Origin of the sequence: Nonomuraea sp. NPDC049400, from assembly GCF_044466425.1 — a bacterium.
Lineage (GTDB): Bacteria > Actinomycetota > Actinomycetes > Streptosporangiales > Streptosporangiaceae > Nonomuraea.
In genome coordinates this window covers 1-23,994 of the sequence record NZ_JBITMP010000035.1, presented here as the reverse complement: position 1 = coordinate 23,994, position 23,994 = coordinate 1, and the positions used below count along the sequence as shown (strand labels likewise).

Sequence of the window (23,994 nt, the reverse complement as noted above, 5' to 3'; positions counted from 1 at the left end):
GAGTGGTTTACATGGTGCGACCTCCGCTGACCCCTGAGGAGCGGCTGCGCGGCGAGCAGCTCGGCTTGATGCTGCGTCAGGCCCGTGGCGAGCGCAGCATCGTCGAGGTCGCCGCGGCGGCGGGCATGTCCGCCGAGACCCTCCGCAAGATCGAGACCGGCCGGATCGCGACGCCGGCGTTCTTCACCATCGCGGCCCTGGCCGACGTGCTCGGCATCTCGCTCGACCGTCTGGCCACCCGCTCCACGCCCGCCCCCACCTGACCGGCGCCTGTCCGGGTCGTGGTCATATCCGGCCGGACATTCCCGCCAAGCCACCGGTAGCGTGATCGTGTACGGGCGCGGCGGATTAATCGGTCTCAATCTGGGTGTACCAGCGGGTGGTGACACCAGGCGCGCGTGGCGTGACGCGTTCGATACCGTCCATGTCGACGCAGACCAGGACCTTGAGGGCGGCCGTGGGCGTTCACCGGCTCTGGCGCAGGTGCACGGCGATGCCGCGGCCGGCGAAGAACGCCTCGAAGGTGTCGAGGGACAGGCGGGCCCGGCGGGCGTCAGGCGTGTGGCCGGAAGGGTTCCGGACTAGAGCTGATCTTGTCCCCACCTGCCCCCGTGTCCGGGGGCAGGTCACGTACTCCTGAACAGCCGGTCCAGATGCACGTCGATCGCGGCGAGCGCGTCCTGGGGCTCGATCACGTCGAGTTCGATCAGGGGGGTGAGGCCGGTGAGGGCGAGGAGCAGGTTGGTCTCGGTCGCCGGGTCGCGGCCGGAGTCGATGTGCCCGTCGGCGATCGCCTGGCGGACCAGCTGCTCGACGAGGGCCCGCCCTTGGACGAGGCCGCGGCGCGCCTGCTCGTGCACGGCCTCGTCGTGCAGCGCCTCCAGGACGTAGGCGGCGCTCATCCGGCTGGTCGCGCGGGCGTCGGCATGCAGGGGGAGCATTTCCGCGAGCGTCAGTCGCAGCACGTCACGGGGGTGCGGACGGTCACCGAGCTTTTCGAGCCCCTGGTGTACGCGCACCGAGGTCTGCTCGGACGCGAAGTCCATGGCGAAGGAGAGCATGGCGGTCCGGGAGGCGAAGTAGTGCTGCAGCTGCCCGAGTGACATGCCCGCCTCCTGCGCCACCACGCGCATCGTCAGTTGTGTGACGCCGCGCTGCTCCACCACCCGCCACAGTGCGCGGGCGATCGCTTCGCGGCGTCCGCGGTGATCCACCTGTTTCGGCATCGCCGGCCCCTCCTCGTACCCCGGGACTGTTTCAATACGGTTGACATAATACACCTGACCCATAATCCTGGGGTCCACTCGAGGGAAGGAATCATCATGTCCGAACAGCCAAAGGTACGGACCACGGAAGGCGTGGTGCAGGGGCGCCGGCGGCAGGGGCACGCGGTGTTCCGCGGCATCCCCTACGCCCAGCCCCCGGTCGGAGCGCTCCGCTTCGCCGCGCCCGCGCCGCCGCACCGCTGGGAGGGGACGAGGCAGGCGGCGGAGTTCGGTCCCGTGGTGCCACTGTCCCTGCCGATCGACGTGCCCCCGCAGGGCACCGACTGGCTGACGCTCAACGTCGGCACTCCGGATCCCGGCGCGGCGGGACTGTCGGTGCTGGTGTGGATCCCCGTGGGCGGCTACCTCTCGGCGGCGTCGAGCGACCCGATGTTCGACCCGGCAGCGCTGGCCGAGGCGGGACTCGTCGTGGTGACCATCAACTGCCGCGTGGGCGCGGAGGGTTTCGCGTTCCTCGACGACGCGCCGCCCAACCGCGGATTCCTCGACCAGATCGCGGCGCTGGAGTGGGTGCAGCGCAACATCGCCGCCTTCGGAGGCGACCCCGGCCGGGTCACCGTGGCCGGGGTGTCTGCCGGGGCAGGGTCGGTCGCCGCCCTGCTGACGATGAAGCCGGCGCGCGGCCTGTTCCGGCGGGCCATCGCCCACTCGGTGCCGGGGCTGCACAGCACCCCCGCGCTGGCACGGCAGGTAACCGCCGCGCTCGCGGACCGGCTCGGCGCGGCGGCCCCCACCGCCGAGGCCCTGCGCGACATCGACCCATGGCACCTGGCCGCCGAACTCACCTCCTTCAACGCCGGCCTCCACGCGCACCGGGAGAGCTGGGGACGCCTCACGGAGACCGGCACCGCGCTGTGCCCCGTCGTCGACGGCGAGGTCCTCCCGGAAACGCCCTGGCCCGCGCTGACCGGCGCGCGCGCGAGCGGGACCGAACTGCTCGTCGGCCACACCCGGGACGAATTCCGGTACTTCAGCGTCATGAGCGGACGGTACGGCACCTTCACCGAGGAGGACGCCCACGCAGCCCTGGAACTGCACGCCCCGCAGCCGGACGGCGCGCGGGCCTACCGTGCCGCGTTCCCGCAGGCAGGCCCGGAGGAGCTGGTGGAGACGGTGTACTCCGACGCCCTCTTCCGCATGCCGTCACAGAAACTGGCCGAGGCGAACGCCGTAGCCGGCGGCACCTCGTACCTGTTCGAACTGTGCTGGGTTGCCCCGGCCCTCGGCGGCATCCTGGGCGCCTGCCACAGCCTCGACGTGCCCCCGGCCCTCGGCGGCATCCTGGGCGCCTGCCACAGCCTCGACGTGCCCCTGGCGTTCGGCACGCTGGACAGCCCCGTCGGCACCCAGCTCATCGGCGAGGAGCCCTCTCCCGAGGCCGTCGCGCTCTCCCGCGAACTCCAGGAGGCATGGGTCCGCTTCGTCACCACCGGCGACGCGGGCTGGTCCGCCCACCGGCCCGGCGGGCACCTCACCCGCGTCCTGGACACCGAGTCGAAGACTCTGCCCTACCCCGAACAGGCATCCCGCCAGATCTGGGAAGGCCACCCCCCCGCCCCCTTCGATCTCTCGTAATTGTCCGGGTCGGCTCCTACGACTGCGACGCCGCCACTCACCTGCCCATCGGGGACAGCGCGAATTGGCGTACAGCCAGGCAACACCCGGCCCGCTTGGCATCAGATCCCACCCGAGGGTGACGGACGACATCAAGAGCCGGGAGAGGCCGACGGGAGAGGGCCCAGGTCACGGACGATCCCGGCCAGGGCCCGGATGGGCTCGCTCTCCGCCTCCCTCCGCCACACCAGCGCGTACGGCAGCGGCTCCAGATCGGTGACCGGCAGGTAGGCGATGTCCGGCCGTGCCCAGTAGCGGGTGACGTGGGCGGGGAAGAGCACCACGGGCCCGTCCATGCTGGCGAGGGCATGGCCTCTTCCGCGTCTCGCACCACGGGGCCGCGCTCGATCTGACGGCCCCGTCGGGTGAAGCGCGGGGCGTCGCCTCGGTGACGCCGGTCTCTCACCCCCCAGGGCAGCGGAGTGCCGACATCGGGCGCGGCCGAGATGTCCCGGCCGCCGGCTAGTTCGACGGGGGCGGAGGGGGCGGTGAGGTCGCGGAAGATGGCGGTGCCGGGCCGCCACGAGCGTCAGCAGTACGGAGAGCACCTCGGTGCCGAGCGGCACCCCGAGGGAGAACGTCTGGTGCCAGGACAGGCCCGTGGTGTCGAGACTGCTGGTGAACGTCCGCGCGAACCCGGCCAGCGCTCCCCGGCCTGGGCCTCGGTCAGCAGCCTGTTCATGATCGGGGCCAGACCAAGTACGAGAGAAAGGGGCAGCGTCCCCTCCCACTCGGAGAAGTTCCTGATCAGTGGGTACGGCGGCGGGGTGCCAGGACCTCGGTGACCTTGGCGATGGCTTCGGCGCCGGGTTTGACGTAGCGCATGGCGGTGCGGGGGTTCTTGTGCCGGGCCTTGCCCATGATGAGCTGCAGCGGGACCTCGGCGTCGCCGAGGTGGGTGGCGGCGCTGTGGCGCAGCTGGTGCAGGTCAAGGCCGGCGTACTTCTCTAGCAGGACGCGGGCGCGGTCGTAGCCGAGGCGGGCGCGGCTGGTGTGCGGACAGATGTCGGCGGCGGGCGGGGACGGGGCGGCGTTCGGACAGGAACAGCGGGCCGTGCGTGCGGGTGCTGCCGTCGGGCAGCCGGAGCAGGCGGGGTAGCAGGTGGGCGGTGCCGCTGTCCCAGTACACCCACTCAACGGCGCCGCCCTTGGAGCGGACGGGCGCGCGGCGGTGCTCCAGGTCCAAGTCCTCGACGTTGAGCGCCAGGATTTCGGCGGCTCGCCCTGCCCGAAGGACGCCGCGCAATTTCCGTCATGTCCAGCACTGCGGCGTCCCCGAGTACGGCGACGAGGGGCGGCGGCGCTACGTGAGAATCATGTGAACCTCCTGTTCGGCCTGCATGGCAAGGTCTTGTCCGCCGGCGCGGGCGGCCGAGGCCGGAAGCCGCGATGTCAACGGCAGGAAGATCATCCAGGAAGACGTCTCCTGCCTCAGGCGTCATGTGCGTACCTGGAATTCATTTGCCAGACCAGTAGTGGCCAACTGTTCGATTGCGGGGCGGTGTGCGGCTGGAGAGGTTGCTGGTGCTTGATGGGGGGCCGCCGTCTGCGCCGGGAGGTGGGGTACGGAGGGATACGTACGTGGAGACCAGGCGAATAGGTACCTATTAGGTACCTATATGGGGATTTATCCCGTCTCGGTGTTTCGCGCGGTGAAGCAACCTGGATAGGTGTTCTACGCATGCGCCGACACGGAGAGGGGAGACAAGTGCCAGCCATGTTGCAGCCGCAAGTCGAGCAGTGGGCCGTTCCGAGTCAACCCGCGCTGCGGATGTGGTCGTGGAACGGGCTGTTGGCCATGGGGAATGGCCTGGCCGTTCGCGCCGGGTGGGTGAGGCAGGACCGCGCCGTCTCGTGGCTGCTGTCGGCACGGCCTTCGGCGGTGCCCAGCGCGCGGCGGATGACCGCCGTCAGGTTGGCCGCGTGGGGATTGCAAGAACAGGCCGAGGACGCCGACCGGCTGGTCGGCGAGCTCATCGCCGACGCCTTGCGGCACGCCACCGACAAGATCAGGCTTTCGCTGTGGGTTGAGGACGGGCTGTTGCGGGGCGAAGTGGAGGACGCAAGCGCCGAAGCCGCGCCCGCAGCCGCAGAACCACGCCACATCACGCTGCTGAACCGGCTGGTGTGCTGCTGGGGAATCGCCGGCAAGGTCGTGTGGTTCGAGCTCGTCACATCCGAGCGGGACTGCCCGCACGCCCACCCGACCGACGGAAAGGAATGACGCATCGTGCGCCAGAAAAGGATCCGCGTCTCCAAGCGGCCACGCCGCCCCGCCCAGGGCATGGACCTGCGGACCCCGTCAGGTCGGCCACTTCCGTTCTGACACCCGATCCATGACAGCGGGACCGGCGCCGCCGGCTCCGCTATCCACACCGGCACAAGCAGCCGGGGCAACGGTCACGGGCGGTCATGGCCGTCGGCGCGGGCCCGCTCCCCCACCCACACCGCGATCTGCGACCGCGAGTTGAACCCCAGCTTGGTCAGGATGTGCTCGATATGCCCTTCGGCGGTCCGCTGGGCGATCACCAGGGACGCCGCGATCTCCTTGTTCGTCATCCCCTGGGCGACCAGTTCGGCGATCTCCGTCTCCCGGCGCGTCAACGGCGTCTCCCCCTCGGCCGCCGGCTCGGCCCTGCCTTCCTGCAACGCGTACGCGAGCGCCTCCTCCAGGGGGATGCGGGCGCCGCGCCGCACGGCCGCCTCGAACGCCGCCTCCCCCAGCGCCTGACGTATCACCGCCTGGCACTCCTCGTGGTAGCGGGCCAGATGCCCGTATCCCGACAGCGGCGCCCCGCTGGAGCTCCACATCGTCTCCAGGATCCCCAGCAGGCGCGCGGCCCGCTGGTGCCGGCCCTGGCTGGCGGCGATCCAGGCCAGCACCTCGACGTTGAGGCCCGCGCCGAGCCGGTCGCCGAGCGAACGGTTGAAGGTCAGGCTCTGCATCTCCAGCTCGCTCGCCCGCGCCAGGTCCCCCTGCCGCCACACCTCCACGCCCAGCGCCATCATCGTGTACGCCTTGTGCCAGCCCTCCCCGTAGGCGTCACACACCGAAAGGCACTCCTCGCCCGCCGCGATGGCGGCCGAGGAGTCCCCCAGGAACGAGTGGGCGAGCGTCAGCCGGATGAGCGACAGCGCGATCCCCACCGGGTCGCCGAGTCGGCGGTGGCGGGCCAGGGCGTCCCTGTATAGCTCGATCGCGGCCTCCGTTCGCCCCTCGCACATGGCCACCATCCCGGAGAACAGCGCCACGTAGGCCAGCACCGGCTCCTCGTGCAGCTGCTCCCCGATACGGCGGCTCTCCTCCAGCATCGTCGTGGCGGCCGGCATGTCGGCCTGGATGACCGCCAGCCAGCTGGCGGCCCACAGCGCCTGAGCGCGCGCCGTGCTGGGCTCGGTGTCGGCTGCCAGCGCCCGCGCCAGCCAGTCGCGTCCCTCACCCAGGTAATAACTGGTGATCCAGTGATACAGCAGATCGCTCGCCATGCTCAGCCCCGCATGGGCCTCCCGCGGCGTGCTCAGCCAGGCATCGAGGGCGGCCCGCAGGTTGGCGTGCTCCCTCTGGAGCCGGACGAACCAGGCGACCTGCTCCGGACCGAACAGCTCCTGCCGCGCCTGCGCGGCCAGATCGCGGTAATAACCACGGTGCCGTGCCAGCAGGTCCGCCTCGCCGCCGGAGTCGGCCAGGCGCTGGCGTCCGTACTGGCGCAGCGTTTCCAGCATGCGGTAGCGCACGCCGCCCGGGTGGTCTTCTCGAATCAGCACGGACTTGTCGACCAGGCCGATCACCAGGTCGATCACGTCCTGCAGGTCGATGCCATTCCCGCTGCAGACCGCCTCGGCCGCCTCCAGGTCCAGGGTCCCGGCGAAGACCGAGGCCCGCTGCCACAACAGGCGTTCTTCCTCCAGGCATAGTGCGTAACTCCAATCGATCAGTGCCCGCAGCGTCTGGTGCCGGGGCAGCACCGCCCTCGACCCGGCGGTCAGCAGGCGGAAGCGGTCGTCGAGCCGGTCGAGCAGCTGCTGGGCGGACAGGGCGCGCAGCCGGACGGCGGCCAGTTCGATGCCGAGCGGCAGCCCGTCGAGGTGGTGCACGATGCGGGTGACGGTGTCGCGGTTGTCCTCGCTGACGGTGAACGTCGGCAGCACCGAGCGGGCCCGTTCGACGAACAGCCGTACGGCGTCCTGCCTGACCAGCGCCTCCAGCGGCGGCCTTTCCTCCCGGCTGGGCAGCGGCAGCGGCGCGACGGGCACCGCGTGTTCGCCGTTGATGCCCAGCGCCTGCCGGCTGGTGGCCAGCACGCGCAGATCGGGGGCCGCGCGCAGCAGCGTCTCGGCGAGCACGGCGCATTCGCCGATCATGTGCTCGCAGTTGTCCAGGATCAGCAGGGCCTGTTTGTCGCGCAGGTGGCGGGTCAGCACCCGCATCGGGGGGTCGCCGGTGTGGTCGCGGATCTGCAGCGCCTCGGCCACGGCCTGGGCGAGCATGCCGGGGCAGTCCAGTTCGGCCAGTTCGGCCAGCCACACGCCGTCGCGGAAGGCGCGCCGCACCTCATGGCCGACGCGCAGCGCCAGGCGGGTCTTGCCGACCCCGCCCACGCCGACCAGCGTCACAGCCCTGCACGAGGACAGCAGCTGTTTGACCTCGGCCACCTCGTGCCGACGCCCCACGAAACTTGTCACCTCCGCGGGCAGCCCGCCGTCGGGCCGTCCCCGGTAGGTGCCGGCTGTCACCGCTGTCATTGGCGCCTTCCGCGACGCGGCCGGCGGGTCTCCGTCGGACCGCATCCCACGTGGTCCAGGTTATGTCCTGGCCGTTACCCCAGACGAGCACGGTCAAGAACCCACAACAAGATTTGGCCATCGCATGGTGTAAGGGCGTCTCGACCTTGACGGCGGGCCGCTCCTTTCGGCGGCCGGCTGGTATCCGTCGTTGCACCTGAACTTGAGTGAGTGCTATCGCAAGCTGGGCGATCTCGACCGCGCCCGTGAGCACCTCCAGCAGGCACGGGCCGAGGCCGGCGTGCTCGGCGACGACGAGTACGGGCAGCTCGTCAGGGGCGGCCTGGAGCGGCTGGCCGAACAGCTGGGTGAGGCCACCTGACTGCGCCCCGGCGAATTCTCCGCACTAGTGGTTGATCTTCTTCATGGATGTTTTGAGCCCGGGTGCCCTCAGGCCAGGAGACCCAGGGTTTCGCGTGCTTCCCGGGCCGTCGGCTGCCGCTCGCGGTCGGTTTCCTCATCGGCGGCCGAGCCGAGCACCTCGTAGGCGACGGTGAACAGCAGGTTGCGATGGACGGCGAATGCCTCGGTGGCGCGGTCCGTCTGGTCGCTGCCCTAACGCATTGCCGGCCCTCCACGCTGATCTCGACGGTGCCTGCACACAAGACGGCGATCCCGCCGGTTTGTGCCAACCGCCGCCGGTGGCCTACATCACATCTCGGCAGTGTCACAGGAATCGGGTCGGCGCCGTCACATGGCCGTAGGTACCACGATCTCAGGAGAGAACATGACCTCAGTATTGATCACTGGAGCAAACAAAGGCCTGGGCTACGAGACGGCGCGTAGGCTCGGGGAGCTGGGCTGGAGGGTCTTCCTCGGCTCACGCGACGAGGGCCGCGGAAGGGCCGCCGCGCAGAAGCTGGCCGCCGACGGCGCACACGTCATCATGGTTCCATTGGACGTGACCTCGGAGGAGTCGGTGGCCGGGGCTGTGCGGCTAGTCCGCGAGCACACCGACCGGATTGACGTGCTGATCAACAACGCCGGCACGCCGGGCGGCGGTGTCAACCCGGCGGACGCGACAGCCAAGGACATCCACGCCGTCTACGACACCAACGTGTACGGGCCGGTCCGGGTCACGCACGCGTTCCTGCCGCTGTTGCAGGCGGCCGATAACCCGCGGGTGGTGATGGTCACCGGCGCCGGGGGATCTATCGCGGTCGTGACCGACCCCGGGCAAGCCGTCTCAAAGATGTACGAACTCGCCTACACCTCGTCGAAGGCGGCGCTGAACATGATCACCGTCCGATACGCCCAGGCACTGCCGGCCATCAAGTTCAACGCCGTGACCCCCGGCGAGGTCGCCAACGGCAAGTTCACCGCAACCGACATGAACATCCACACGGGCGAGCTGACCGTCACCGAGGGCAGTGATCCGATCATCGAGCTCGCGACGCTCACCCCTGACGGGCCGACCGGGATCTTCATCGATCGCCTCGGTCCCATCGCCTGGTGAAACATCCCAGAAGGGTGCGCGAAGAGGGGTGAGTTCGGGGAGATTGTGGCCGGATCGATCCTGCGGCGCCGGTCCCGCCGTCCAGCGGGGGCTGGGGGCGGCGCTGGACGGCGGCCGGCAAGCGTGACAACGCTGACCCGGCAGCCAGGCGCCGGTCAGGCGCTGAGCGCCGCCGGCACCGGCAGCTCGAACCAGACGACCTTGCCCCGGCCCGTCGGGACGCTGCCCCAGCCCGACGACAGCACCTCCACCAGCGCCAGCCCGCGCGAACTCTCGTCGTCGTCGGCGGCCGCGCGCAGGCGCGGCAGCAGGGGGCTGGAGTCCTCGACCTCGCAGCGCAGCAGCCCGTCGGCCGCCGACAAGCTCAGGCGCACGATCCCGCGCGCGTGCCGCACCGCGTTGGTGACCAGCTCGCTGATCAGCAGCTCGGCGAAGTCGCACGCCTGGTGCAGCCCCCACTCCACGAGCTGGGCCCGGGCCGCCTGCCGGGCCTGGAACACCGAACAGGGCCGAGACGAGAACGTCCACGACGCCGGCGGCGTGTTCACGCCGCCCGCCCGCTCAGCGCGGGGACGCTGCGGCCGTCAGGCAGCAGCTCACCCGTGTCGTCGAAGAAGACGACCCCGTTGCACAGAAGTCCCCATCCCTGCTCTGGGTGGTACGCCACCAGACGGGCGGCCTGGTGGTCGACGGCATCCGCCGGAGGACAGGGAGGCTGGTGCATACACATCGTGCGGATCCCCCGTTCCTCACATCCAGCCTTTTCCTACACCTTCCAGCCTGCCTCACCATCAATCACAAGAAGAGGTGAGAAATGCCTACGTGGGTACCTATTTTTCGTACCTACGTAGTGCCACCCGCCGCACGCACCGGCTGCCGCAACACCGTACGCGGCTCCGGATCGTCGAACGGCGTCAGATACACCTCATGATGCGGCCCATTGACCACCAGCCCCCGCTCCGCCATGAACTCCTCCATCACCGCCAACGACCGATACTCCTCGCTGAACGGCCCCACATGAAGCAGCTCCACACACTCCCCCTCCGTGAACGTCGCCACCCGAACCCGATCCACCGCCGCACCCGACAGCCGCGCCGCCTCCCGCGCCCGCTCCACCACCCCCGGCTCCGGCAAACCCGCCAGCGGCAGCAGCAGATGCCAGCGCCACAACTCCCTCGGCACCTCCAACCCCGGCCGATCGTCCTCCACCCACCACAACCCCTCCAACGGGCCCGCCGGACCGCCCATCTGCGCGGCCACCGCGTACAGGGCGCCGATGGCCGACAGATGCTCGCCGCCGCCCGGCTCGCCAAGGCCGGTCACGTTCAGGCACGTCACAGGGCCGTACGTCGCCAGTTCAGGATTCATGACTCCTCCAAGCAGATCATCAGATGGGTGACAAGCTCATCAGGCGAAGTGACAGCCGGATCCGACACATACACCTCGCGAATCGGACCCCGAACCGCGCAGCGCCGCTCGCCACACCAGGCCAGCACCGCATGCACAGTCAGAGATATCTGGTCATAAGGCCCCACATGCGTGGCACAAGCGAACCTGCCCCCAGGCAGCACCCGCACCTCCGCTCCCCCGCCGCTCTCCCCGTCCCCCAGCACCAAGGCGGCCTCCACATCAACCGCCTCATCCAAATCCACCGGGAACAACCCGATCAGCCGCACCGACGCCCCACCGGGCCCCGACACCCCGTACACCCGCTCCAACAGCCGCGCCAACGCCGCCGACGTCGCCCGGCCCACATCCTCCTGCCACGCCGCACGCTCCCGCACCACCGCCACCCGGCGGGCCGGCTCATCCACCACCCGCACAGGCGCCGCCGGCAACCCGTGCGCCATCACCCGCTCCAGCGACGCCAGCGTCCGCCGCCGCCGCGCCAGCTCCGCCTCCAAACCCTCCCGGACACCCTCAAGCGCCCCCACCGCGCCCGACAACACCTCCGCCACCACCGCCAGCGGCACATCCAGCGACCGCAACAACCCGATCGACAACGCCACCCGCGCCTGCGACGGCCGGTAATAGCGGTAACCCGTCTCCGCATCCACATGCGCCGGCCGCAACAACCCCAGCTCGTCATAGTGACGCAACTGCTTCACACTCAACCGCCCCAACCGGGCGAACTGCCCGATCGGCAGCAACTCCTCATCCACGCCCACCAGCATGGACCCTCCCCCCATAGGAGAGTCCACCCCACCCACACCAACGCCCGCCGCCTCCAGACGGGAGCGGTCACCCCGGGCCGAGACCGCCAAGCTCCTGGAGTACGACACCCCGACAGGGCGCGTACGGTGGGAGCTCACCCAAGGCACCGGCCAGGGCCTCGCCTCATCGTCACCCACACCGGCGACACCGCCACCTCCTCGACGCTGGCGCATCCGCGTCCAGGAGCTGGCCTCCTCCCTCGTCAGCTAAGGGTTGTCAGAAGAGTGAAAGGGTGACTGCATTATTTCACGCCCTTTACAATGTAGATCACTAAGCTCACAGACCCAGCGCCGCCGCTGTCACCCGCCGCCTGCGCCCCGGCTCCACCAGCAGATCCGTCGAATCCGACAACTGATCCACACACCCCACCACCGGCAGGTCCCTGATCACCGGATCCGACACCGCCGCCATCAACGCCTCGGCGAACCGGTCACCCCCGATCACCTCGAACGGCCGGTCGAAGAAGCCCCGTACCCGCTCATCCAGGGGCTCGGCCAGCGCCACCCGGTTCTGCAGCGCCGCCACCCGCGCGTACGCGCCCGACAGCCCCGCCTGCCGCTCCCGCCACGAGCGGGCCGCCACCGCCGTCCCCAGGCACTCCCCCAGCTCCGCCGAGCCCGGCAGCCGCGCCAGCGCGCTGCCGAGCCATTTCGCGTACGGCGGGTAGCGCCGCCGCAGCAGCAGCGCCAGCCGCATCACCTCCCGCACCAGCCGCGCCCCCACCACGGCCGAGCCCAGCTCGTCGCCCACCTCGCCACACCGGGCGGGGAACGCCTCCTCCTGCGCGATCCGCCGCCACTGACACGCCAGCACATAGCGCCACACATCTCGCGGATACCAGCGCAACGCCGCCCTGGCCGCCTCCAGCCCTCCACCTGCCAAGCCGTCGTGGAACACCTCGCCGCACGTCACCTCGGCCAGGCTCTGCCAGGACACCGACAGCCAGTCCAGCAGCGACACCCCGCCCCGCGGGTCGAAACCCAGCCGCTCCACCAGCCACGCCCCCAGGTCCGTCACCGTCACCCCGGGCCGCACGCTGCCGTGGTAACCGAACACGGTCGGAAAGCCGCCGAAACGCTCGGGCAGGCCCGCCACCACCTTCGCCCGCACCTCCGCCACCGCCTCCGGGGCCACGAACACCAGCACCCGCGGCCCCCAGTCGTGGTCAGCCGAGCGGGCGGTGTCGAACTCCAGCACCTCCGACCCCGGCCCGATCAAGGCGGCACTGTGCGCCACCCCGGGCACCAAAGGCGCCACCACCTCGCCGTAAAAAGCGCGCGACAACTCAATACCTGGCACAAAATCGGACATCACTCCGTCAACTCTGCACCAGCGCCGCGCGAACCTCACCCGATTTTCCCCCGGCCCCAACCCCCGGTGAGGCGGGTGGTCAGCCGGTCACGCGGGAGGCCATCACGAGCCGCCGCCGAAAGCCGATCCGCTCGTAGACGCTGATGGCCGCAGCATTGCCGTCGTCCACCATCAGCGCCGCCCGTCCGTAGGCCGCCAGCAGCTCCCGCGACACCCACCGGCACACGCGTTCGGCCAGACCCCGCCCGCGGAAACGCGCCCGGGTGGCGACCCCGGCCAGCAGCCCCACCGTGGGCGCGGACCACGCGTCCGCCGCCACCGCCGCCAGCTGCCCCTCCACGCGCACGCCCGCCCACCGGCTCACCCCGGCGATGCCCGGCACCGCGTACGAATCGGGCGCATCAACCGCCAGCAGCGCCGCGACCTCCGCATCGGCGGCCGGCTCCAGCCAGCCCACCCCGTCAGCCGAAGGACCGTCCAGCGCGGGCAGGCTCATCCAGGAGAACTCCCCGGCCCGCTCCAGCCCGTCCAGCTTCGCCGTCACCTCACGCACCAGCTCGCGCTCCCCGAACGGCCGGTACGAAGGGCCCAGCTCGGCCAGCACGTGACCCACCAGCTCCACCGCGCACGAGACGCCGCCCCACACGCCCAGCCGCTCCCGCCGCGACACGCCGGGAGCGGCCGCCACGACCGCGTCCCCCAGCGCCCAGGCCCGCGCGCCCCCGCGCAGGCCCTGCGCCACCCACATCAGCAGGTCGTCGTCGCCGCACGCCTGCCGCACCTGACCGGCATCGCGCAGCTCGCGAATCGTCACAGGATCGCGCCGGGCCGGTACGCGGCCGCCTGCGGGTGCGCCGCCACGACCTCGCCCACCCGCTGCGCGACCGCCGCCACCTGGTCGGCCGCCGCGCCGGTGAACGACACCCGATCAGCCAGCAGCCCCTCCAGCTGGGCACGCTCCAGCGGGAAACGGGCGTCGCCGGCCAGCCGATCCAGCAGCTCGTTGGCGGCGCCGCGCGAACGCATCGCCAGCGCCGACGCCACCGCGTGCTCCTTGATCAGCTCATGCGCCGTCTCCCGGCCCAGCCCGGCCCGCACCGCCGCCATCAGCATCTTCGTCGTCGCCAGGAACGGCAGGTAGCGATCCAGCTCCGCGGAGATGACCGCCGGGAAGGCGCCGAACTCATCCAGCACCGTCAGCATCGTCTCCACCAGCCCGTCGAAGGCGAAGAACGCATCCGGCAGCGCCACCCGCCGCACCACCGAGCACGACACGTCGCCCTCGTTCCACTGGTCGCCCGCCAGCTCGCCCGCCATCGAGGCATAGCCGCGCAGCACCACGGCCAGGCCGTTGACCCGCTCGCAGGAGCGGGTGTTCATCTTGTGCGGCATCGCCGACGAGCCGACCTGCCCCTCCTTGAACCCCTCGGTCACCAGCTCGTGCCCCGCCATCAGCCGGATCGTCTTGGCCAGCGACGACGGCGCCGCCGCCAGCTGCACCAGCGCGCTGACCACCTCGAAATCCAGCGACCGCGGATAGACCTGCCCCACGCTCGTGAACCGCTCGGAGAAGCCCAGATGGGCGGCCACCCGCCCCTCCAGCTCGGCCAGCTTGCCCCGATCGCCGCCCAGCAGGTCGAGCATGTCCTGGGCGGTGCCGACCGGGCCCTTGATGCCGCGCAGCGGATAGCGGCCGATCAGCTCCTCCAGCCGCCGGTAGGCCACCAGCAGCTCATCGGCCGCCGTCGCGAAACGCTTGCCCAGCGTGGTGGCCTGCGCCGCCACGTTGTGGGAACGGCCGGCGACCACCGTGGCCTCATGCTCCACGGCCAGCCCCGCCAGGCGCGACAGCAGCGCCACCACCCGGTCGCGCACCAGCAGCAGGCTGTCGCGCACCTGCAACTGCTCGACGTTCTCCGTCAGGTCGCGCGAGGTCATGCCCTTGTGCACCTGCTCGTGACCGGCCAGCGCGTTGAACTCCTCGATACGCGCCTTCACATCGTGGCGCGTCACCCGCTCGCGGGCCGCGATCGAGTCGAGATCGACCTGCTCGACCACCTTCTCGTAGTCGTCGATCACACCCTCGGGAACCGCCACCCCCAGCTCGGCCTGCGCCCGCAGCACCGCCAGCCACAACCGCCGCTCGGCGGCGACCTTGTAGTCGGGAGACCACAGACGGGCCAGCTCCGGCGAGGCATAACGGGAGGCCAGGACATTCGGGATACGCGGCTTGGCTGTCACGTCGGACAAGTCTATTGACACGCCGGCGCCCGCACGGCACCGGGCCGTACGGGCGCTTCGGCTCGGCTGGCTTGCGCCGTATTCGCTCCTTGGCCCGCTGCACTATCGGCGCCCACGCCTTTACAAAGTAGATTTATGGATTCTTCGGTCGCGGCGCACGTTCACGCACCAGCAAGGATCACGGCCTGGGCCTGCTCGTCCAGCAGTTCCCGGCGCAGTCAGGATGGCTGGACTTCGTCGAAGAAGGCGAGAGCTTCGGCGGGGTCCGGGCTCACGAGGCGTTCCAGACCGGCCGCCGTGATCTTCGCCCACCTGCCGGCCCGTGCCCACATCTGTTCCTCGAAGGCGCGGACGGCCTCGTCCAGATCGCCAGAGTCGGAGGCGACGGACTCGGCGAGTTCGGCGCCTTCCAGCATCGCGAGGTTCGCGCCCACGCCCAATGGGGGCATCAGGTGCGCGGCGTCGCCCAGGAGCGTCACCCCGGGGACGTGGGCCCAGGTGTGGGACACGGGCAGGACGTAGAGGGGGCGGTGGACGAAAGCGATGCCGCGGCGGAGGAGGCCGAGGACGGGAGCGGCCCAGCCGTCGAACAGAGCCAGCAGGCTTGATCGCACAGCCTCGACATCGGCCAGGTCCAGGTTCGTGTGCCAGTCCAGCGGCGCGCGGAACTGGGCGTACACCTTGACGTGGCCGCCGCTGTTGCGCTGGGCGACGAGGGCGCGGTTCACGCCGTACACAGCCATGGAACCGTCGCCGATCAGCCGGGCGAGGTCGGGGTGGCGGGTGTCGACGTCGTCCAGGGACGTCTCGACCGAGGTGACGCCGGCGTAGTGCGGCGTCGCGGACGAGAGTGCCGGGCGGACCCGGGACCATGCGCCGTCCGCGCCGACCACAAGGTCGAACGTCTCCTGTCGCCCGTCCGGGAACCGGACCAGCACCCCGTCCCGGGTCCCCGGCACCACCTCCGTCACGCCCCTCCCCCACTGAACGTCCAGGGGGCCGAGCAGCAGGTCACGGAGTTGCCCGCGGTCGATCTCGGGATTGGCCCGGTCATCCGGACGGGGTTGCCAGTCGCGAAGCACGGTCCCGTCCGTGTCCAGGATGCGCATGGCCTGCCCCTCGGGACGGGACAGCGCCTCGAACTCCGCCAGCAGCCCCGCCTTGCCCAGCGCGAGCTGGCCCAGCTTTTCGTGCAGGTCGAGCGTGCCGCCCGGGGGACGGGCATCGGGGGCGGGATCGCGTTCGAGGACGGTGACGGGGTGAGCGTGGCGGTGCAGGACGCGGGCGAAGGTAAGGCCGGCGGGACCGCCCCCAATCACGGCGATACGATGTCTCATGTCGATACACTGTATTGCGCTGAGACGGTGTATCGCAACAGTACGATGTATCCATGACTGTGTGGGACCGGCCGGAGCCGCCGACTCGCCCCGCGCCGCTCGACCGGGAGCGCATCGTTGCCGCCGCCATCGCGCTGGCCGACGAGGGCGGGCTGGAGGCGGTGTCGTTGCGCAAGGTCGCCGCCCGGCTGGACGCCGGCCCGATGCGGCTGTACGGATACATCTCCACCAAGGAGGAGCTGTTCGACCTCATGGTGGACGAGGTCTACGCCGAGATCCTCCCCGAGGAGCAGCCCGGCGACTGGCGGGAGGTGCTTCGCATCCGCGCCCACCGCACCAGGCAGGCCACCCTGCGTCACGAATGGCTGGCCGACCTGCTCGGCGGCCGTCCGACCCTGGGCCCGAACGCCCTCGCCGTGACCGAGGCCACGCTGGCCGCCCTCGACGGCCTCGCCGACCTCGACACCGTCATGCGCGCCGTGGAGACCGTCAGCGCCTACTTCACCGGCGCGATCAGACGCGAGATCGCGAACCTGCGGGCCGAGCGCGCCACGGGCCTGTCCAAGCGCGACTGGCAGCGCGCCTCCGGCCCGCATGTGATGAGGATGCTGGCCACAGGCCGCTTCCCGGCGCTGGCCAAGGCCGTGCACGACGGCACGGAGGTGGACGCCGAGGTGTCCTTCGCGACCGGCCTGGACTGGGTCCTCGACGCCGTGGCCGCCAAACTCGCCCGGCCGCCGGCGTGACGCTCAGGATTTCCAGGTGACATCGGTGGCACCGCATGACGCCGCCAGACCGGCCATAGGCGGCGATGACCTCCAACGCGTCGCGGCACTCGAGCCATACCCGGGCCAGGCGACCGGCCACACCATACATCCGCTCCAGGCACCCCTGTTCAGCCGTGCGGGCAGGGAGATCCTGGCGGTGACGGCCACATCGAACCGCCAGCCGGTACGGCGCAAGGCACCGGTCCGCCCTTGGGTGAGCCGTACCCAGACCCGGCGGGCGCGCTCCAGATCCTCCAGACAGGACAGGTCGCCGTAGGCAGCCTCGTGCTCGGCGCGCGAATGCGGGGTCAGCGCGCACCCGGGGCCGGCTTGCCGCAGCGGGACAGCTCATGCCGCGTCGTGGCTGGAGTCGAGCCATCCGGACAGGCCGCCGCGGCGGAGCGTCCGGGCGGCGGCGATGTCGTCGGCGTCGTCCCCACCCTTCGGCGCTCGTACTCGGGGATGAACATGGGCTTCCTTTGGTGACGACGTGCCACCAGTTGGGCTGGGGTCGCCCGGTGGGGTCGACACTGGAGCAGGCCACCCCGGCGCAGCTCGATCGCGCGGGTACCGCCGCCCAGGGCAGCGGCCAGGCGCTGTGCGGCGTCGCGGTCGTCCCAGAATCCGGGCAGCGGCCTGGCTTCCAGGAGGCCGCGTGCCGAACCGGGCCCAAGGCTGCCTACGCGGATTGCCCCATGGGGGCATTCCGCGTGGGGTGCCCGCGCCGACCTGACGGTCCCGGTGTGATCACGCCCTGTCAATCCTGGCCGCCGTGCCCAGGACCGTGACCGTCACCACCGCGTCCCTGGCCGCCGTGCCCACGACCTTGGTCGTCACCACCGCGCCCCTGACCGTCATGCCCACGACCTTGGCCGTCACCACCGCGCCCCTGACCGTCATGCCCACGACCTTGGCCGTCACCACCGCGCCCCTGACCGTCGCGCCCAGGACCCTGGCCATCGCCACCACGACCCTGACCGTCATCGCTGCCCCAGCGGCCACGGCCCCAACCGAGGTCCAAGTCGCTCCACGGGTTTCGTGCGCGCTCCCAGGGGCTTTTCAGGAGCTCCTTGCCCCAGCCGGGCTTTCCTTCCCGGCGGCTCGTCTTGCAATATGCCGCGTGCCAGGCACCCTCCGACTTGCAGTACACACACGCTTTCCACCGCCGGCACGGCTTGGCCGTGTCCTGCAGAACGACGCCGGTGGTGGTGGCGCAGGACGTCTCTGCGGTCGCGGCGGCCGGTTGTGCGGTCATCGGCCCGGGGACAAGGACCGGGGAGGCCGCCACGGCTGCGGCTATCAGGGCTTGCTTGACCATCGCGGATCACCTCATCCTGCGTGTGATCGGATTCCCGGGAGTCCCACTGCGTAGCCTATGCAGGGTCGCCTACAAGGGTCGCCCGATATGGAGCAAAACCTCATTTAGGGCTTTTTCTGGTACGGATTTCCCCAGGAAATGCCAAAATGATGAGCAGGGCAGCCCACGTCCCTGCCGGTCGGGATCGTTGCTGATCAGCACGAAGACCGACATGTGCGGCCAAGCCGGGCGCGCACCCGCACGGCCAGTCTCGTTCACGGGCCAGATGAGCGGCCCCCCACGTCCTCCCGCTCTGGCCTATGGGCGATTAGCTACAGCTTGATTTCGTGATGTTTGAGCCAACGCCTCCAGTAGTGGCTGGCTCGTGCGCGCGTCTGATGGTGTCGTCGACGTTGGGACCAGACGAGGGCGTGGCTGAGCGGGCGGGTGATCGTGGTGGTCAGACGTGCCAGGAGACGGCGGATTTCGGCTGGTGTGAGGCGGACCAGACCGCTTGGGCTTTTGGGGCCTGAGCGGCGGTGACAGCCAGATAGGCGTGGGCGAGCATCGCGAGGGCACCCGCGCCACCTACCGCTCCAAGTGGCTGCGGCTGCGCCAAGCTGTCATCGGCACCGGCTGCGCCACCGGCAAGCCCGTCAAATTGTCCGCCGACACCGCCTCGCGCCCCTACACCAACGCCGAACTCGCCGCTCTTTGGGCGTGGGCCGGCGGCCAGCCCATCGCCGAACTAAGCTGCGGCTGCAAACTGCTCCTTGCCCTGGGTCGGGGCTGTGGACTCGACTCGGCCGAAGTGATCCCGCTGCCCGCACATGATGTGCCGCTGCCCGGCAACGGCGTGGTGGTCGTGGCGGTGCGCGGTCCCAGAGTGGGCGGTGTTCCGGTGAGGGATCCTCACGGACGCGGGCCTGACTGGGGCGCGCAGCCGCTGCGACATCAGTGACAGCAGCCCAGGGCGATGGGCAGGCTCGAGCCAGGCAAACGCCCCGACTCAGAACATCGTGTTGTCGTTCGCGGGAGCCTCGGGCACCTCCTGTGCCACGTCCCAGTGTTCGACGATCTTGCCGTCCTGGATCCGGACGATGTCTGCTACAGCGACTCCCCGATCCTCTGGCGACAGCTTCATCAGGCTGTGGGTGACGACGAGGTGGCCTTCGGCGATGGCGCGTTTGATGTCGAGGGTGAGCTGAGGGAACCGGGCCATGAACCCGGACAGGAATTCCAGCGAGGCCTCCCTGCCGTGCGGCGCGTGGGGATTGTGCTGGATGTAGGTGGGACCGACGAAGGCGGCGAACGCCTCGGCGGGCTTCTTGTCGTTGAAGGCCATATCGAGGAATCGCTGCACGGTCAGCTTGTTCTGGTCGAGTTCGGTCATCAGGATGGTCCTTTCGGTTCAGCCCCATTTCAGCGCGGTGCCGCGGGCTGCGGAAGAACCCGTCCGATCTCATGCCATACCCTGCCGGTATGGTCGATCTTGAGATACGGGAACTGCGATACTTCCGCGCGGTGGCCGAAGAACTCAGCTTCTCCCGTGCCGCCCAGCGTCTGGGAATGGCGCAGCCGCCGCTGTCCCGCGCGATGCAGAAGCTCGAGAGGCGGCTCGGAGTCCAGCTGTTTGAACGCAGCAACCGCGGAGTCAAGCTGACCGTCGCCGGCCTGACACTCTGGGACGAGGCCGGCAATGCGCTCGCGGCGGTGGCCGCGGCCGCTCACCGCACCAGCCGGACCGCAGGCGAAACCCCCGTCCTGACCATCACCGCGAAACCCGGTGTCGCGACCGATCTGCTCCGCCACACGGTCCAGGTCTACCGCGCGCTTCCCGACGCCGCGACCGTCCAGGTCGTCGTGAGCGGCTACGGGGAGCAGGCCGGCATGCTCCGCGACGGCCGCGCGGACATCGCCATCCTCGGATCGCCGTTCGACCGGCAGGGCGTGGACATCGAGCCGCTGATCAGCGAACCGCGGGTCGCTGCCCTCCCTGCCGGACATCCGCTCGCGCGGTGCGAGAGCCTGGGCTGTCGTGATCTGGCCGGGCTGTCGATGCCGCAATGCCCGGGCTCCACGGCGTCCGACCAGGCGTACTGGTCGGGGCAGGACGTGACCCTGCAGGCAGAGCCGCCCAAATCAGGCCCGATCGTGCACGACAGCTCGCAACTGCTGGAACACGTGGCCCTGGGCCAAGCCGTCGCCCTGATCCCGGCGTCGCTCGCCCGGCACAATAGCCGACCCGACATCGCCTACCGGCCAGTCCACGATGCGAGCCCTTACACGACGGCCGTCGCCTGGCGGAGCGGCTCGCGCAATCCCTGGATCGCGCGCTTGGTACGTACGGCGATCGAACTCGTCGCCGGTGGCTTCGGCGAGTACTCGCCGGAGCCGCGGCCGTCTTCAGGCGTCGCGCTCTGATCGTCAACAAAGGATCTCGATCAGCACTGGACCTTCCACGTCGACCGCGAGATCAGCGTGTCCACCACCGCTGTCACCAGGACGAATACACCCTTTGCACTTGATCGAACCAGTCACTACGGAGAGCCGCACCCTCCGGGGTTGTTGCAATCTGATCTTTCGTGGTCATCCTGGAACCCATCGGTGAGCCCACCAAACCGGTGGATCACGAGAGGCACGCAGTACAGACTGGACCGCATGGCTGAACGTGATCTGGTGTGGCGGCGACAGCCGGAGAGGGCGAGGAGGTCAGGCGACTGCTGGATGGCGGCGCGTCCCCAGACGTGCCCGATGAGGATGGCACCACGGCCCTCTACCAAGCCTGTGCCGCCGCGTGTTGGGGGCACAAAGGGGCAGTGATCGCGCTGCTCGACTCCGGTGCCGACCCATCCCGGCAGGAGGACGTCGAAAGGAGCGCCATGACGGCCCTCCACTGGGCGGCCTCCAACGAGCACCTGGCCGTTGTGAGAGCACTGCTGGGCGGAGGCGCTGATCCGGGCATCGCCGACTCTGCCGGGCGCACCGCCCTCCACCATGCCGCCGGGCGAGGCGCAGCGGCCGTTGTTCGAACGCTGCTCGCCTCTGGGGCAGACCCCGCATCGCCCGACGGCCAAGGCCGACGCCCTATCGATCTCGCAAGGCAATACGCAGGCCGCGACATCGAGGCAGAGGTGGTCGCGCGGGTCACGGAACATGCACCGCAGGGAGCTCAGATCACGGTCCGCCGAGAGAGGTCCGAAGGGGGCGACGTGCGTGTAGTGGCGGAAGTACGCGATCACGCGGGCAACCTCCGCTCGGAGTCGTGGCTTTGTACTGGCCACACAGAGATTGTCCGCCTCCTGGAGACCCGAGCCGGAGGCCTCAGCAAGAGGAGGTGGCCGTCCGCCGTTGGGACCGCCCGGCAGTAGCCGGCTCAGCAGAGCGCGATTCGTCTGCAGGACCTGCATGAGGTGCGAACTGTCCTTTCCTTCAGCGTGGCGGGAGTACCGGGCGCGTGCTCACGCGGCGGGTGCCGGCGGTCGGCCACCCCAGCGGATGCCTTTCTCGCTGCGGATGCGCGCGCGTTCACGGCGTCGCGCGGCCAGCACGTCGGGGTGGCGGGCGTGAGCGTTGCGCCAGCGCAGGTAAGCCTGCAGGGCCCGGGTCTGCACGGTGTGGGTGGGATGGTGGGAGTTGGCCAGCGTGAACTGGCGTAGCGGTCCGAAGTGCGCCTCGATCGGGTTGGCCCAGGAGGCATACGTCGGGGTGAACAGCAGCTCGACCTTGTTCTTCTTCGCCCAGGTGAGGATGCGCCGGTTCTTGTGTGCCGACAGGTTGTCCAGGATGACGTAGATCGGTGCGCCGTCCGGGCGGGCTGCGCGGATCGACTTCAGCGCGGCCCAGGTGTGGTCGCTGCTCTTGCGCCGGTGGTTGACGCCCCACAGCAGGTCGTCGCCGACGAAGTAGCGGGGAACCGACGAAACCCTTTGACCTCGAGCAAAGCGTGGTCGAAACCAAGCGTGTTCCGCGTTAGTTAAGATCATCTTCCATCGTTCAGATACCACTTGCCGCCGATCATGGACTCTCTGCGCTTCCGCGTTCGCCACCGCCGTGGCGGCAGACCATGAGCAGTGCGTTATGTTGCTCGGGTGCTGGGCCTCGCTCAGCACCGCAGCGCCGTGCGGCTTGGCGCAGACTGGTCCATCGTCACGAGCGGAAGCGGGGGCCTTCATGCCCGATCTGGACCTTTCGGCGGGAACCATCGACTACCAGGACACCGGCGGTGACGGCCCCGTGGTCGTCCTGCTGCACGGCGTCGCCATGGACGGTTCGCTCTGGCGCCACGTCGTCGCCGGGCTCCGAGACGACTTCCGTTGCGTCGTCCCCACCCTCCCGCTCGGCGGCCACCGTCGTCCGATGCACCCGGATGCTGACCTGTCGATCCTCGGCGTCGCCCGGCTGGTGGACGAGTTCCTCGAACGGCTCGACCTCAGCGATGTCACGCTGGTGCTGAACGACTGGGGCGGCGCACAGAGCCTCGTCGCCGACGGCCGCACGGCCCGCATCGGCCGGCTCGTCCTCACCTCCTGCGAGGCCTTCGACAACTACCCGCCCGGCTTGCCCGGCAGCAACCTGGTCACCTCCGCCAGACTGCCCGGCGGCCTGCCCCTGGCCTTCAACCTGCTCCGCCTGAAGCCCATGCGCCGACTCCCGATGACCTGGGGCTGGATGACCAAACGGCCGGTGCCACCCGAGATCATGGACGCTTGGTTCCGGCCCGTGATCACCTCCGCCGAGGTACGCCGCGACCTGCGCAAATACGTCCTCAGCACCCCGCCAAAGGACGAGCTGCTCGCCTGGTCCGAGGCGCTCAGCACCTTCAACCGTCCCGCCCTTGTCGCCTGGGCCGCCGAGGACCGCGTGATGCCCCCCTCCCACGGCCGCCGCCTGGCCCAGCTACTGCCGCAGGCCAAGCTCGTCGAAATCGCCGACAGCTACACCCTCATCCCCGAAGACCAGCCCGCCGTCCTCACCGCCCACCTGCGGGACTTCCTCAACGGCCAGCCATGAAGCGCCGAGGCCCTTCGGGTGGCCCTGGTCGAGGCCACCGACACCTGCAGCGTCGTCCCTTCCTCATCAACGACCAGGCGCGCACCGTCGTCTGCCCCGGCGGGCACACCAGCGCCTCCTGCGCCCAGACCCACTCGACCAGAGGCGTTCCACGTCCAGGTACGCTTCGCCGCCACCGACTTCCGCACCTGCCCATTGCGGCAGTGCGCCACCACCGCCGACACCCACAGTGGGGACGGGCGCTGGCCCTGCGTCGCCCCCGCCAGCGGGCCGCCCGCACCCCTTGACACCAGCGTCAAGGGGTAGCGCCTCCAGAGCACGCTTGTGCAGACGCGACGCCCGGTCCATCTGTCACGGGTTCAAGCGTCGCGTCGAGAAGCGCGTCCAGTCGTCGCTGCGAACTCTGAAGCTGGGCTCCGCGGCGGGCTTGCGGGTCCAGGTGGTCGTCCACCGCAACGGCGACATCGGATCCCCGCGCATGTCCGGCTCGACCAGAGCCAACAGCGCCGGACGGAGGTCCGGATCGAGATCGGCCACCTGCTTGCGCCCACCACCAGGGCGATGCGCCCGACCCAGCGGCTCCTGCCCCGACTCCAATTCCTGCACCCCGGCCGATACCGTCGCCTCGCGAACCCCGGCTGCCCTGGCCACCGCCCGGATCCCGCCATGCCCCAAC

The 23,994-nt window shown here is 70.1% G+C and carries 24 protein-coding genes and 3 pseudogenes; 10 read left to right on the top strand and 17 right to left on the bottom strand.

The features are described from left to right. The first annotated feature begins 11 nt into the window (after positions 1 to 11). A complete protein-coding gene (locus ACIBVN_RS40075) occupies positions 12 to 263 on the top strand; it encodes a helix-turn-helix transcriptional regulator (RefSeq protein WP_349455874.1) in 252 nt (83 codons plus the stop codon). Between the two features lie 202 nt (positions 264 to 465). Here ACIBVN_RS40075 and ACIBVN_RS40070 read toward each other — a convergent pair whose 3' ends face one another. Then, the gene (locus ACIBVN_RS40070) at positions 466 to 603 is read right to left on the bottom strand and encodes a hypothetical protein (RefSeq protein WP_397145514.1); all 138 of its coding nucleotides are present in this window, start codon (positions 601 to 603) and stop codon (positions 466 to 468) included. 23 nt (positions 604 to 626) lie between these two features. Further along, a complete protein-coding gene (locus ACIBVN_RS40065; RefSeq protein ID WP_150066632.1) occupies positions 627 to 1,226 on the bottom strand; it encodes a TetR/AcrR family transcriptional regulator in 600 nt (199 codons plus the stop codon). 96 nt (positions 1,227 to 1,322) lie between these two features. Here ACIBVN_RS40065 and ACIBVN_RS40060 point away from each other — a divergent pair, with 96 nt between their 5' ends. Then, a complete protein-coding gene (locus ACIBVN_RS40060; RefSeq protein ID WP_397145513.1) occupies positions 1,323 to 2,861 on the top strand; it encodes a carboxylesterase/lipase family protein in 1,539 nt (512 codons plus the stop codon). A 131-nt stretch (positions 2,862 to 2,992) separates the two neighbouring features. Here ACIBVN_RS40060 and ACIBVN_RS40055 read toward each other — a convergent pair whose 3' ends face one another. Then, complete coding sequence (locus ACIBVN_RS40055) at positions 2,993 to 3,196, bottom strand: hypothetical protein (protein WP_397145512.1); 204 nt, start codon at positions 3,194 to 3,196, stop codon at positions 2,993 to 2,995. A 451-nt stretch (positions 3,197 to 3,647) separates the two neighbouring features. Next, positions 3,648 to 4,037, bottom strand: coding sequence for a tyrosine-type recombinase/integrase (locus ACIBVN_RS40050; RefSeq protein WP_397145511.1), 390 nt, complete (start codon positions 4,035 to 4,037; stop codon positions 3,648 to 3,650). A 580-nt stretch (positions 4,038 to 4,617) separates the two neighbouring features. Between ACIBVN_RS40050 and ACIBVN_RS40045 the strand changes: the two genes are divergently transcribed. Further along, positions 4,618 to 5,124 carry a hypothetical protein gene (locus tag ACIBVN_RS40045; RefSeq protein ID WP_397145510.1) on the top strand — a complete coding sequence of 169 codons (507 nt, stop codon included), beginning with the start codon at positions 4,618 to 4,620 and terminating at the stop codon, positions 5,122 to 5,124. A 176-nt stretch (positions 5,125 to 5,300) separates the two neighbouring features. On the opposite strand, the gene ACIBVN_RS40040 is transcribed toward ACIBVN_RS40045, so the two are convergent. Continuing rightward, positions 5,301 to 7,643: an ATP-binding protein gene (locus ACIBVN_RS40040; RefSeq protein ID WP_397145509.1), complete on the bottom strand. Its 2,343-nt coding sequence runs from the start codon at positions 7,641 to 7,643 to the stop codon at positions 5,301 to 5,303. A 175-nt stretch (positions 7,644 to 7,818) separates the two neighbouring features. On the opposite strand from ACIBVN_RS40040, the pseudogene ACIBVN_RS40035 reads away from it, so the two are divergent. Together ACIBVN_RS40035 and ACIBVN_RS40030 are read left to right on the top strand one after the other, a co-directional pair. Further along, a pseudogene (locus tag ACIBVN_RS40035) lies at positions 7,819 to 8,004 on the top strand (hypothetical protein); the annotation flags it as partial. A 405-nt stretch (positions 8,005 to 8,409) separates the two neighbouring features. Then, positions 8,410 to 9,138 (top strand): SDR family NAD(P)-dependent oxidoreductase, encoded by a 729-nt coding sequence (locus ACIBVN_RS40030; protein ID WP_397145508.1) that lies wholly within the window; start codon positions 8,410 to 8,412, stop codon positions 9,136 to 9,138. A gap of 155 nt (positions 9,139 to 9,293) precedes the next feature. Here ACIBVN_RS40030 and ACIBVN_RS40025 read toward each other — a convergent pair whose 3' ends face one another. The 8 genes from ACIBVN_RS40025 to ACIBVN_RS39990 form a co-directional block, all read right to left on the bottom strand. Beyond that, positions 9,294 to 9,686, bottom strand: a complete 393-nt coding sequence (locus tag ACIBVN_RS40025; RefSeq protein WP_397145507.1) for an ATP-binding protein — start codon at positions 9,684 to 9,686, stop codon at positions 9,294 to 9,296. Continuing rightward, positions 9,683 to 9,868, bottom strand: coding sequence for a DUF5999 family protein (locus tag ACIBVN_RS40020; protein WP_349458339.1), 186 nt, complete (start codon positions 9,866 to 9,868; stop codon positions 9,683 to 9,685). The genes ACIBVN_RS40025 and ACIBVN_RS40020 overlap by 4 nt, the downstream gene beginning before the upstream one ends. A 113-nt stretch (positions 9,869 to 9,981) precedes the next feature. Continuing rightward, positions 9,982 to 10,506 (bottom strand): hypothetical protein, encoded by a 525-nt coding sequence (locus ACIBVN_RS40015; RefSeq protein ID WP_397145506.1) that lies wholly within the window; start codon positions 10,504 to 10,506, stop codon positions 9,982 to 9,984. Then, on the bottom strand, positions 10,503 to 11,312 hold the full coding sequence (locus ACIBVN_RS40010; RefSeq protein ID WP_397145505.1) for a MerR family transcriptional regulator: 810 nt from the start codon (positions 11,310 to 11,312) through the stop codon (positions 10,503 to 10,505). The genes ACIBVN_RS40015 and ACIBVN_RS40010 overlap by 4 nt, the downstream gene beginning before the upstream one ends. 316 nt (positions 11,313 to 11,628) lie before the next feature. Next, complete coding sequence (locus tag ACIBVN_RS40005) at positions 11,629 to 12,636, bottom strand: DUF4037 domain-containing protein (protein ID WP_397145504.1); 1,008 nt, start codon at positions 12,634 to 12,636, stop codon at positions 11,629 to 11,631. A 106-nt stretch (positions 12,637 to 12,742) separates the two neighbouring features. Continuing rightward, positions 12,743 to 13,477: a GNAT family N-acetyltransferase gene (locus ACIBVN_RS40000; protein WP_397145503.1), complete on the bottom strand. Its 735-nt coding sequence runs from the start codon at positions 13,475 to 13,477 to the stop codon at positions 12,743 to 12,745. Then, positions 13,474 to 14,904, bottom strand: a complete 1,431-nt coding sequence (gene purB, locus ACIBVN_RS39995) for an adenylosuccinate lyase (RefSeq protein ID WP_397145502.1) — start codon at positions 14,902 to 14,904, stop codon at positions 13,474 to 13,476. The genes ACIBVN_RS40000 and purB overlap by 4 nt, the downstream gene beginning before the upstream one ends. A gap of 218 nt (positions 14,905 to 15,122) precedes the next feature. Next, a complete protein-coding gene (locus tag ACIBVN_RS39990; protein ID WP_397145501.1) occupies positions 15,123 to 16,241 on the bottom strand; it encodes an FAD-dependent oxidoreductase in 1,119 nt (372 codons plus the stop codon). Positions 16,242 to 16,294: 53 nt separating this feature from the next. Between ACIBVN_RS39990 and ACIBVN_RS39985 the strand changes: the two genes are divergently transcribed. Further along, the gene (locus tag ACIBVN_RS39985; protein WP_397145500.1) at positions 16,295 to 16,987 is read left to right on the top strand and encodes a TetR/AcrR family transcriptional regulator; all 693 of its coding nucleotides are present in this window, start codon (positions 16,295 to 16,297) and stop codon (positions 16,985 to 16,987) included. Between the two features lie 768 nt (positions 16,988 to 17,755). Here the strand turns inward: ACIBVN_RS39985 and ACIBVN_RS39980 are convergent. Beyond that, positions 17,756 to 17,992, bottom strand: coding sequence for a hypothetical protein (locus ACIBVN_RS39980; RefSeq protein ID WP_397145499.1), 237 nt, complete (start codon positions 17,990 to 17,992; stop codon positions 17,756 to 17,758). An 869-nt stretch (positions 17,993 to 18,861) separates the two neighbouring features. Between ACIBVN_RS39980 and ACIBVN_RS39975 the strand changes: the two genes are divergently transcribed. Then, the gene (locus ACIBVN_RS39975; RefSeq protein ID WP_397145498.1) at positions 18,862 to 19,266 is read left to right on the top strand and encodes a hypothetical protein; all 405 of its coding nucleotides are present in this window, start codon (positions 18,862 to 18,864) and stop codon (positions 19,264 to 19,266) included. A gap of 48 nt (positions 19,267 to 19,314) precedes the next feature. Here the strand turns inward: ACIBVN_RS39975 and ACIBVN_RS39970 are convergent, their stop codons facing one another. Next, entirely contained in the window at positions 19,315 to 19,698 is a 384-nt protein-coding gene (locus ACIBVN_RS39970; protein ID WP_397145497.1) for a nuclear transport factor 2 family protein, read from the bottom strand. An 89-nt stretch (positions 19,699 to 19,787) separates the two neighbouring features. Here ACIBVN_RS39970 and ACIBVN_RS39965 point away from each other — a divergent pair, with 89 nt between their 5' ends. Beyond that, the gene (locus tag ACIBVN_RS39965; protein WP_397145496.1) at positions 19,788 to 20,729 is read left to right on the top strand and encodes a LysR family transcriptional regulator; all 942 of its coding nucleotides are present in this window, start codon (positions 19,788 to 19,790) and stop codon (positions 20,727 to 20,729) included. 257 nt (positions 20,730 to 20,986) lie between these two features. Then, complete coding sequence (locus ACIBVN_RS39960; protein ID WP_397145495.1) at positions 20,987 to 21,676, top strand: ankyrin repeat domain-containing protein; 690 nt, start codon at positions 20,987 to 20,989, stop codon at positions 21,674 to 21,676. A gap of 90 nt (positions 21,677 to 21,766) precedes the next feature. Here ACIBVN_RS39960 and ACIBVN_RS39955 read toward each other — a convergent pair. Beyond that, a pseudogene (locus ACIBVN_RS39955) lies at positions 21,767 to 22,213 on the bottom strand (transposase); the annotation flags it as partial. A gap of 265 nt (positions 22,214 to 22,478) precedes the next feature. Between ACIBVN_RS39955 and ACIBVN_RS39950 the strand changes: the two are divergent. Next, positions 22,479 to 23,318, top strand: coding sequence for an alpha/beta fold hydrolase (locus tag ACIBVN_RS39950; RefSeq protein ID WP_397145494.1), 840 nt, complete (start codon positions 22,479 to 22,481; stop codon positions 23,316 to 23,318). Positions 23,319 to 23,732: 414 nt separating this feature from the next. Here ACIBVN_RS39950 and ACIBVN_RS39945 read toward each other — a convergent pair. Then, positions 23,733 to 23,993 (bottom strand): annotated as a pseudogene (locus tag ACIBVN_RS39945) (ISAzo13 family transposase); the annotation flags it as partial. Position 23,994: the final 1 nt, after the last annotated feature.

Coding starts and splice junctions, on each gene's coding strand:
- ACIBVN_RS39970 (WP_397145497.1), bottom strand. CDS start 19,698: ATGACCGAACTCGACCAGAACAAGCTGACCGTGCAGCGATTCCTCGAT.
- ACIBVN_RS39965 (WP_397145496.1), top strand. CDS start 19,788: ATGGTCGATCTTGAGATACGGGAACTGCGATACTTCCGCGCGGTGGCC.
- ACIBVN_RS39990 (WP_397145501.1), bottom strand. CDS start 16,241: ATGAGACATCGTATCGCCGTGATTGGGGGCGGTCCCGCCGGCCTTACC.
- ACIBVN_RS40060 (WP_397145513.1), top strand. CDS start 1,323: ATGTCCGAACAGCCAAAGGTACGGACCACGGAAGGCGTGGTGCAGGGG.
- ACIBVN_RS40055 (WP_397145512.1), bottom strand. CDS start 3,196: ATGGACGGGCCCGTGGTGCTCTTCCCCGCCCACGTCACCCGCTACTGG.
- ACIBVN_RS39980 (WP_397145499.1), bottom strand. CDS start 17,992: ATGACGGTCAGGGTCGTGGTGGCGATGGCCAGGGTCCTGGGCGCGACG.
- ACIBVN_RS40030 (WP_397145508.1), top strand. CDS start 8,410: ATGACCTCAGTATTGATCACTGGAGCAAACAAAGGCCTGGGCTACGAG.
- ACIBVN_RS40065 (WP_150066632.1), bottom strand. CDS start 1,226: ATGCCGAAACAGGTGGATCACCGCGGACGCCGCGAAGCGATCGCCCGC.
- ACIBVN_RS40010 (WP_397145505.1), bottom strand. CDS start 11,312: ATGCTGGTGGGCGTGGATGAGGAGTTGCTGCCGATCGGGCAGTTCGCC.
- ACIBVN_RS40020 (WP_349458339.1), bottom strand. CDS start 9,868: ATGTGTATGCACCAGCCTCCCTGTCCTCCGGCGGATGCCGTCGACCAC.
- ACIBVN_RS39985 (WP_397145500.1), top strand. CDS start 16,295: ATGACTGTGTGGGACCGGCCGGAGCCGCCGACTCGCCCCGCGCCGCTC.
- ACIBVN_RS40045 (WP_397145510.1), top strand. CDS start 4,618: ATGTTGCAGCCGCAAGTCGAGCAGTGGGCCGTTCCGAGTCAACCCGCG.
- ACIBVN_RS40075 (WP_349455874.1), top strand. CDS start 12: ATGGTGCGACCTCCGCTGACCCCTGAGGAGCGGCTGCGCGGCGAGCAG.
- ACIBVN_RS40040 (WP_397145509.1), bottom strand. CDS start 7,643: ATGACAGCGGTGACAGCCGGCACCTACCGGGGACGGCCCGACGGCGGG.
- ACIBVN_RS40015 (WP_397145506.1), bottom strand. CDS start 10,506: ATGAATCCTGAACTGGCGACGTACGGCCCTGTGACGTGCCTGAACGTG.
- ACIBVN_RS39950 (WP_397145494.1), top strand. CDS start 22,479: ATGCCCGATCTGGACCTTTCGGCGGGAACCATCGACTACCAGGACACC.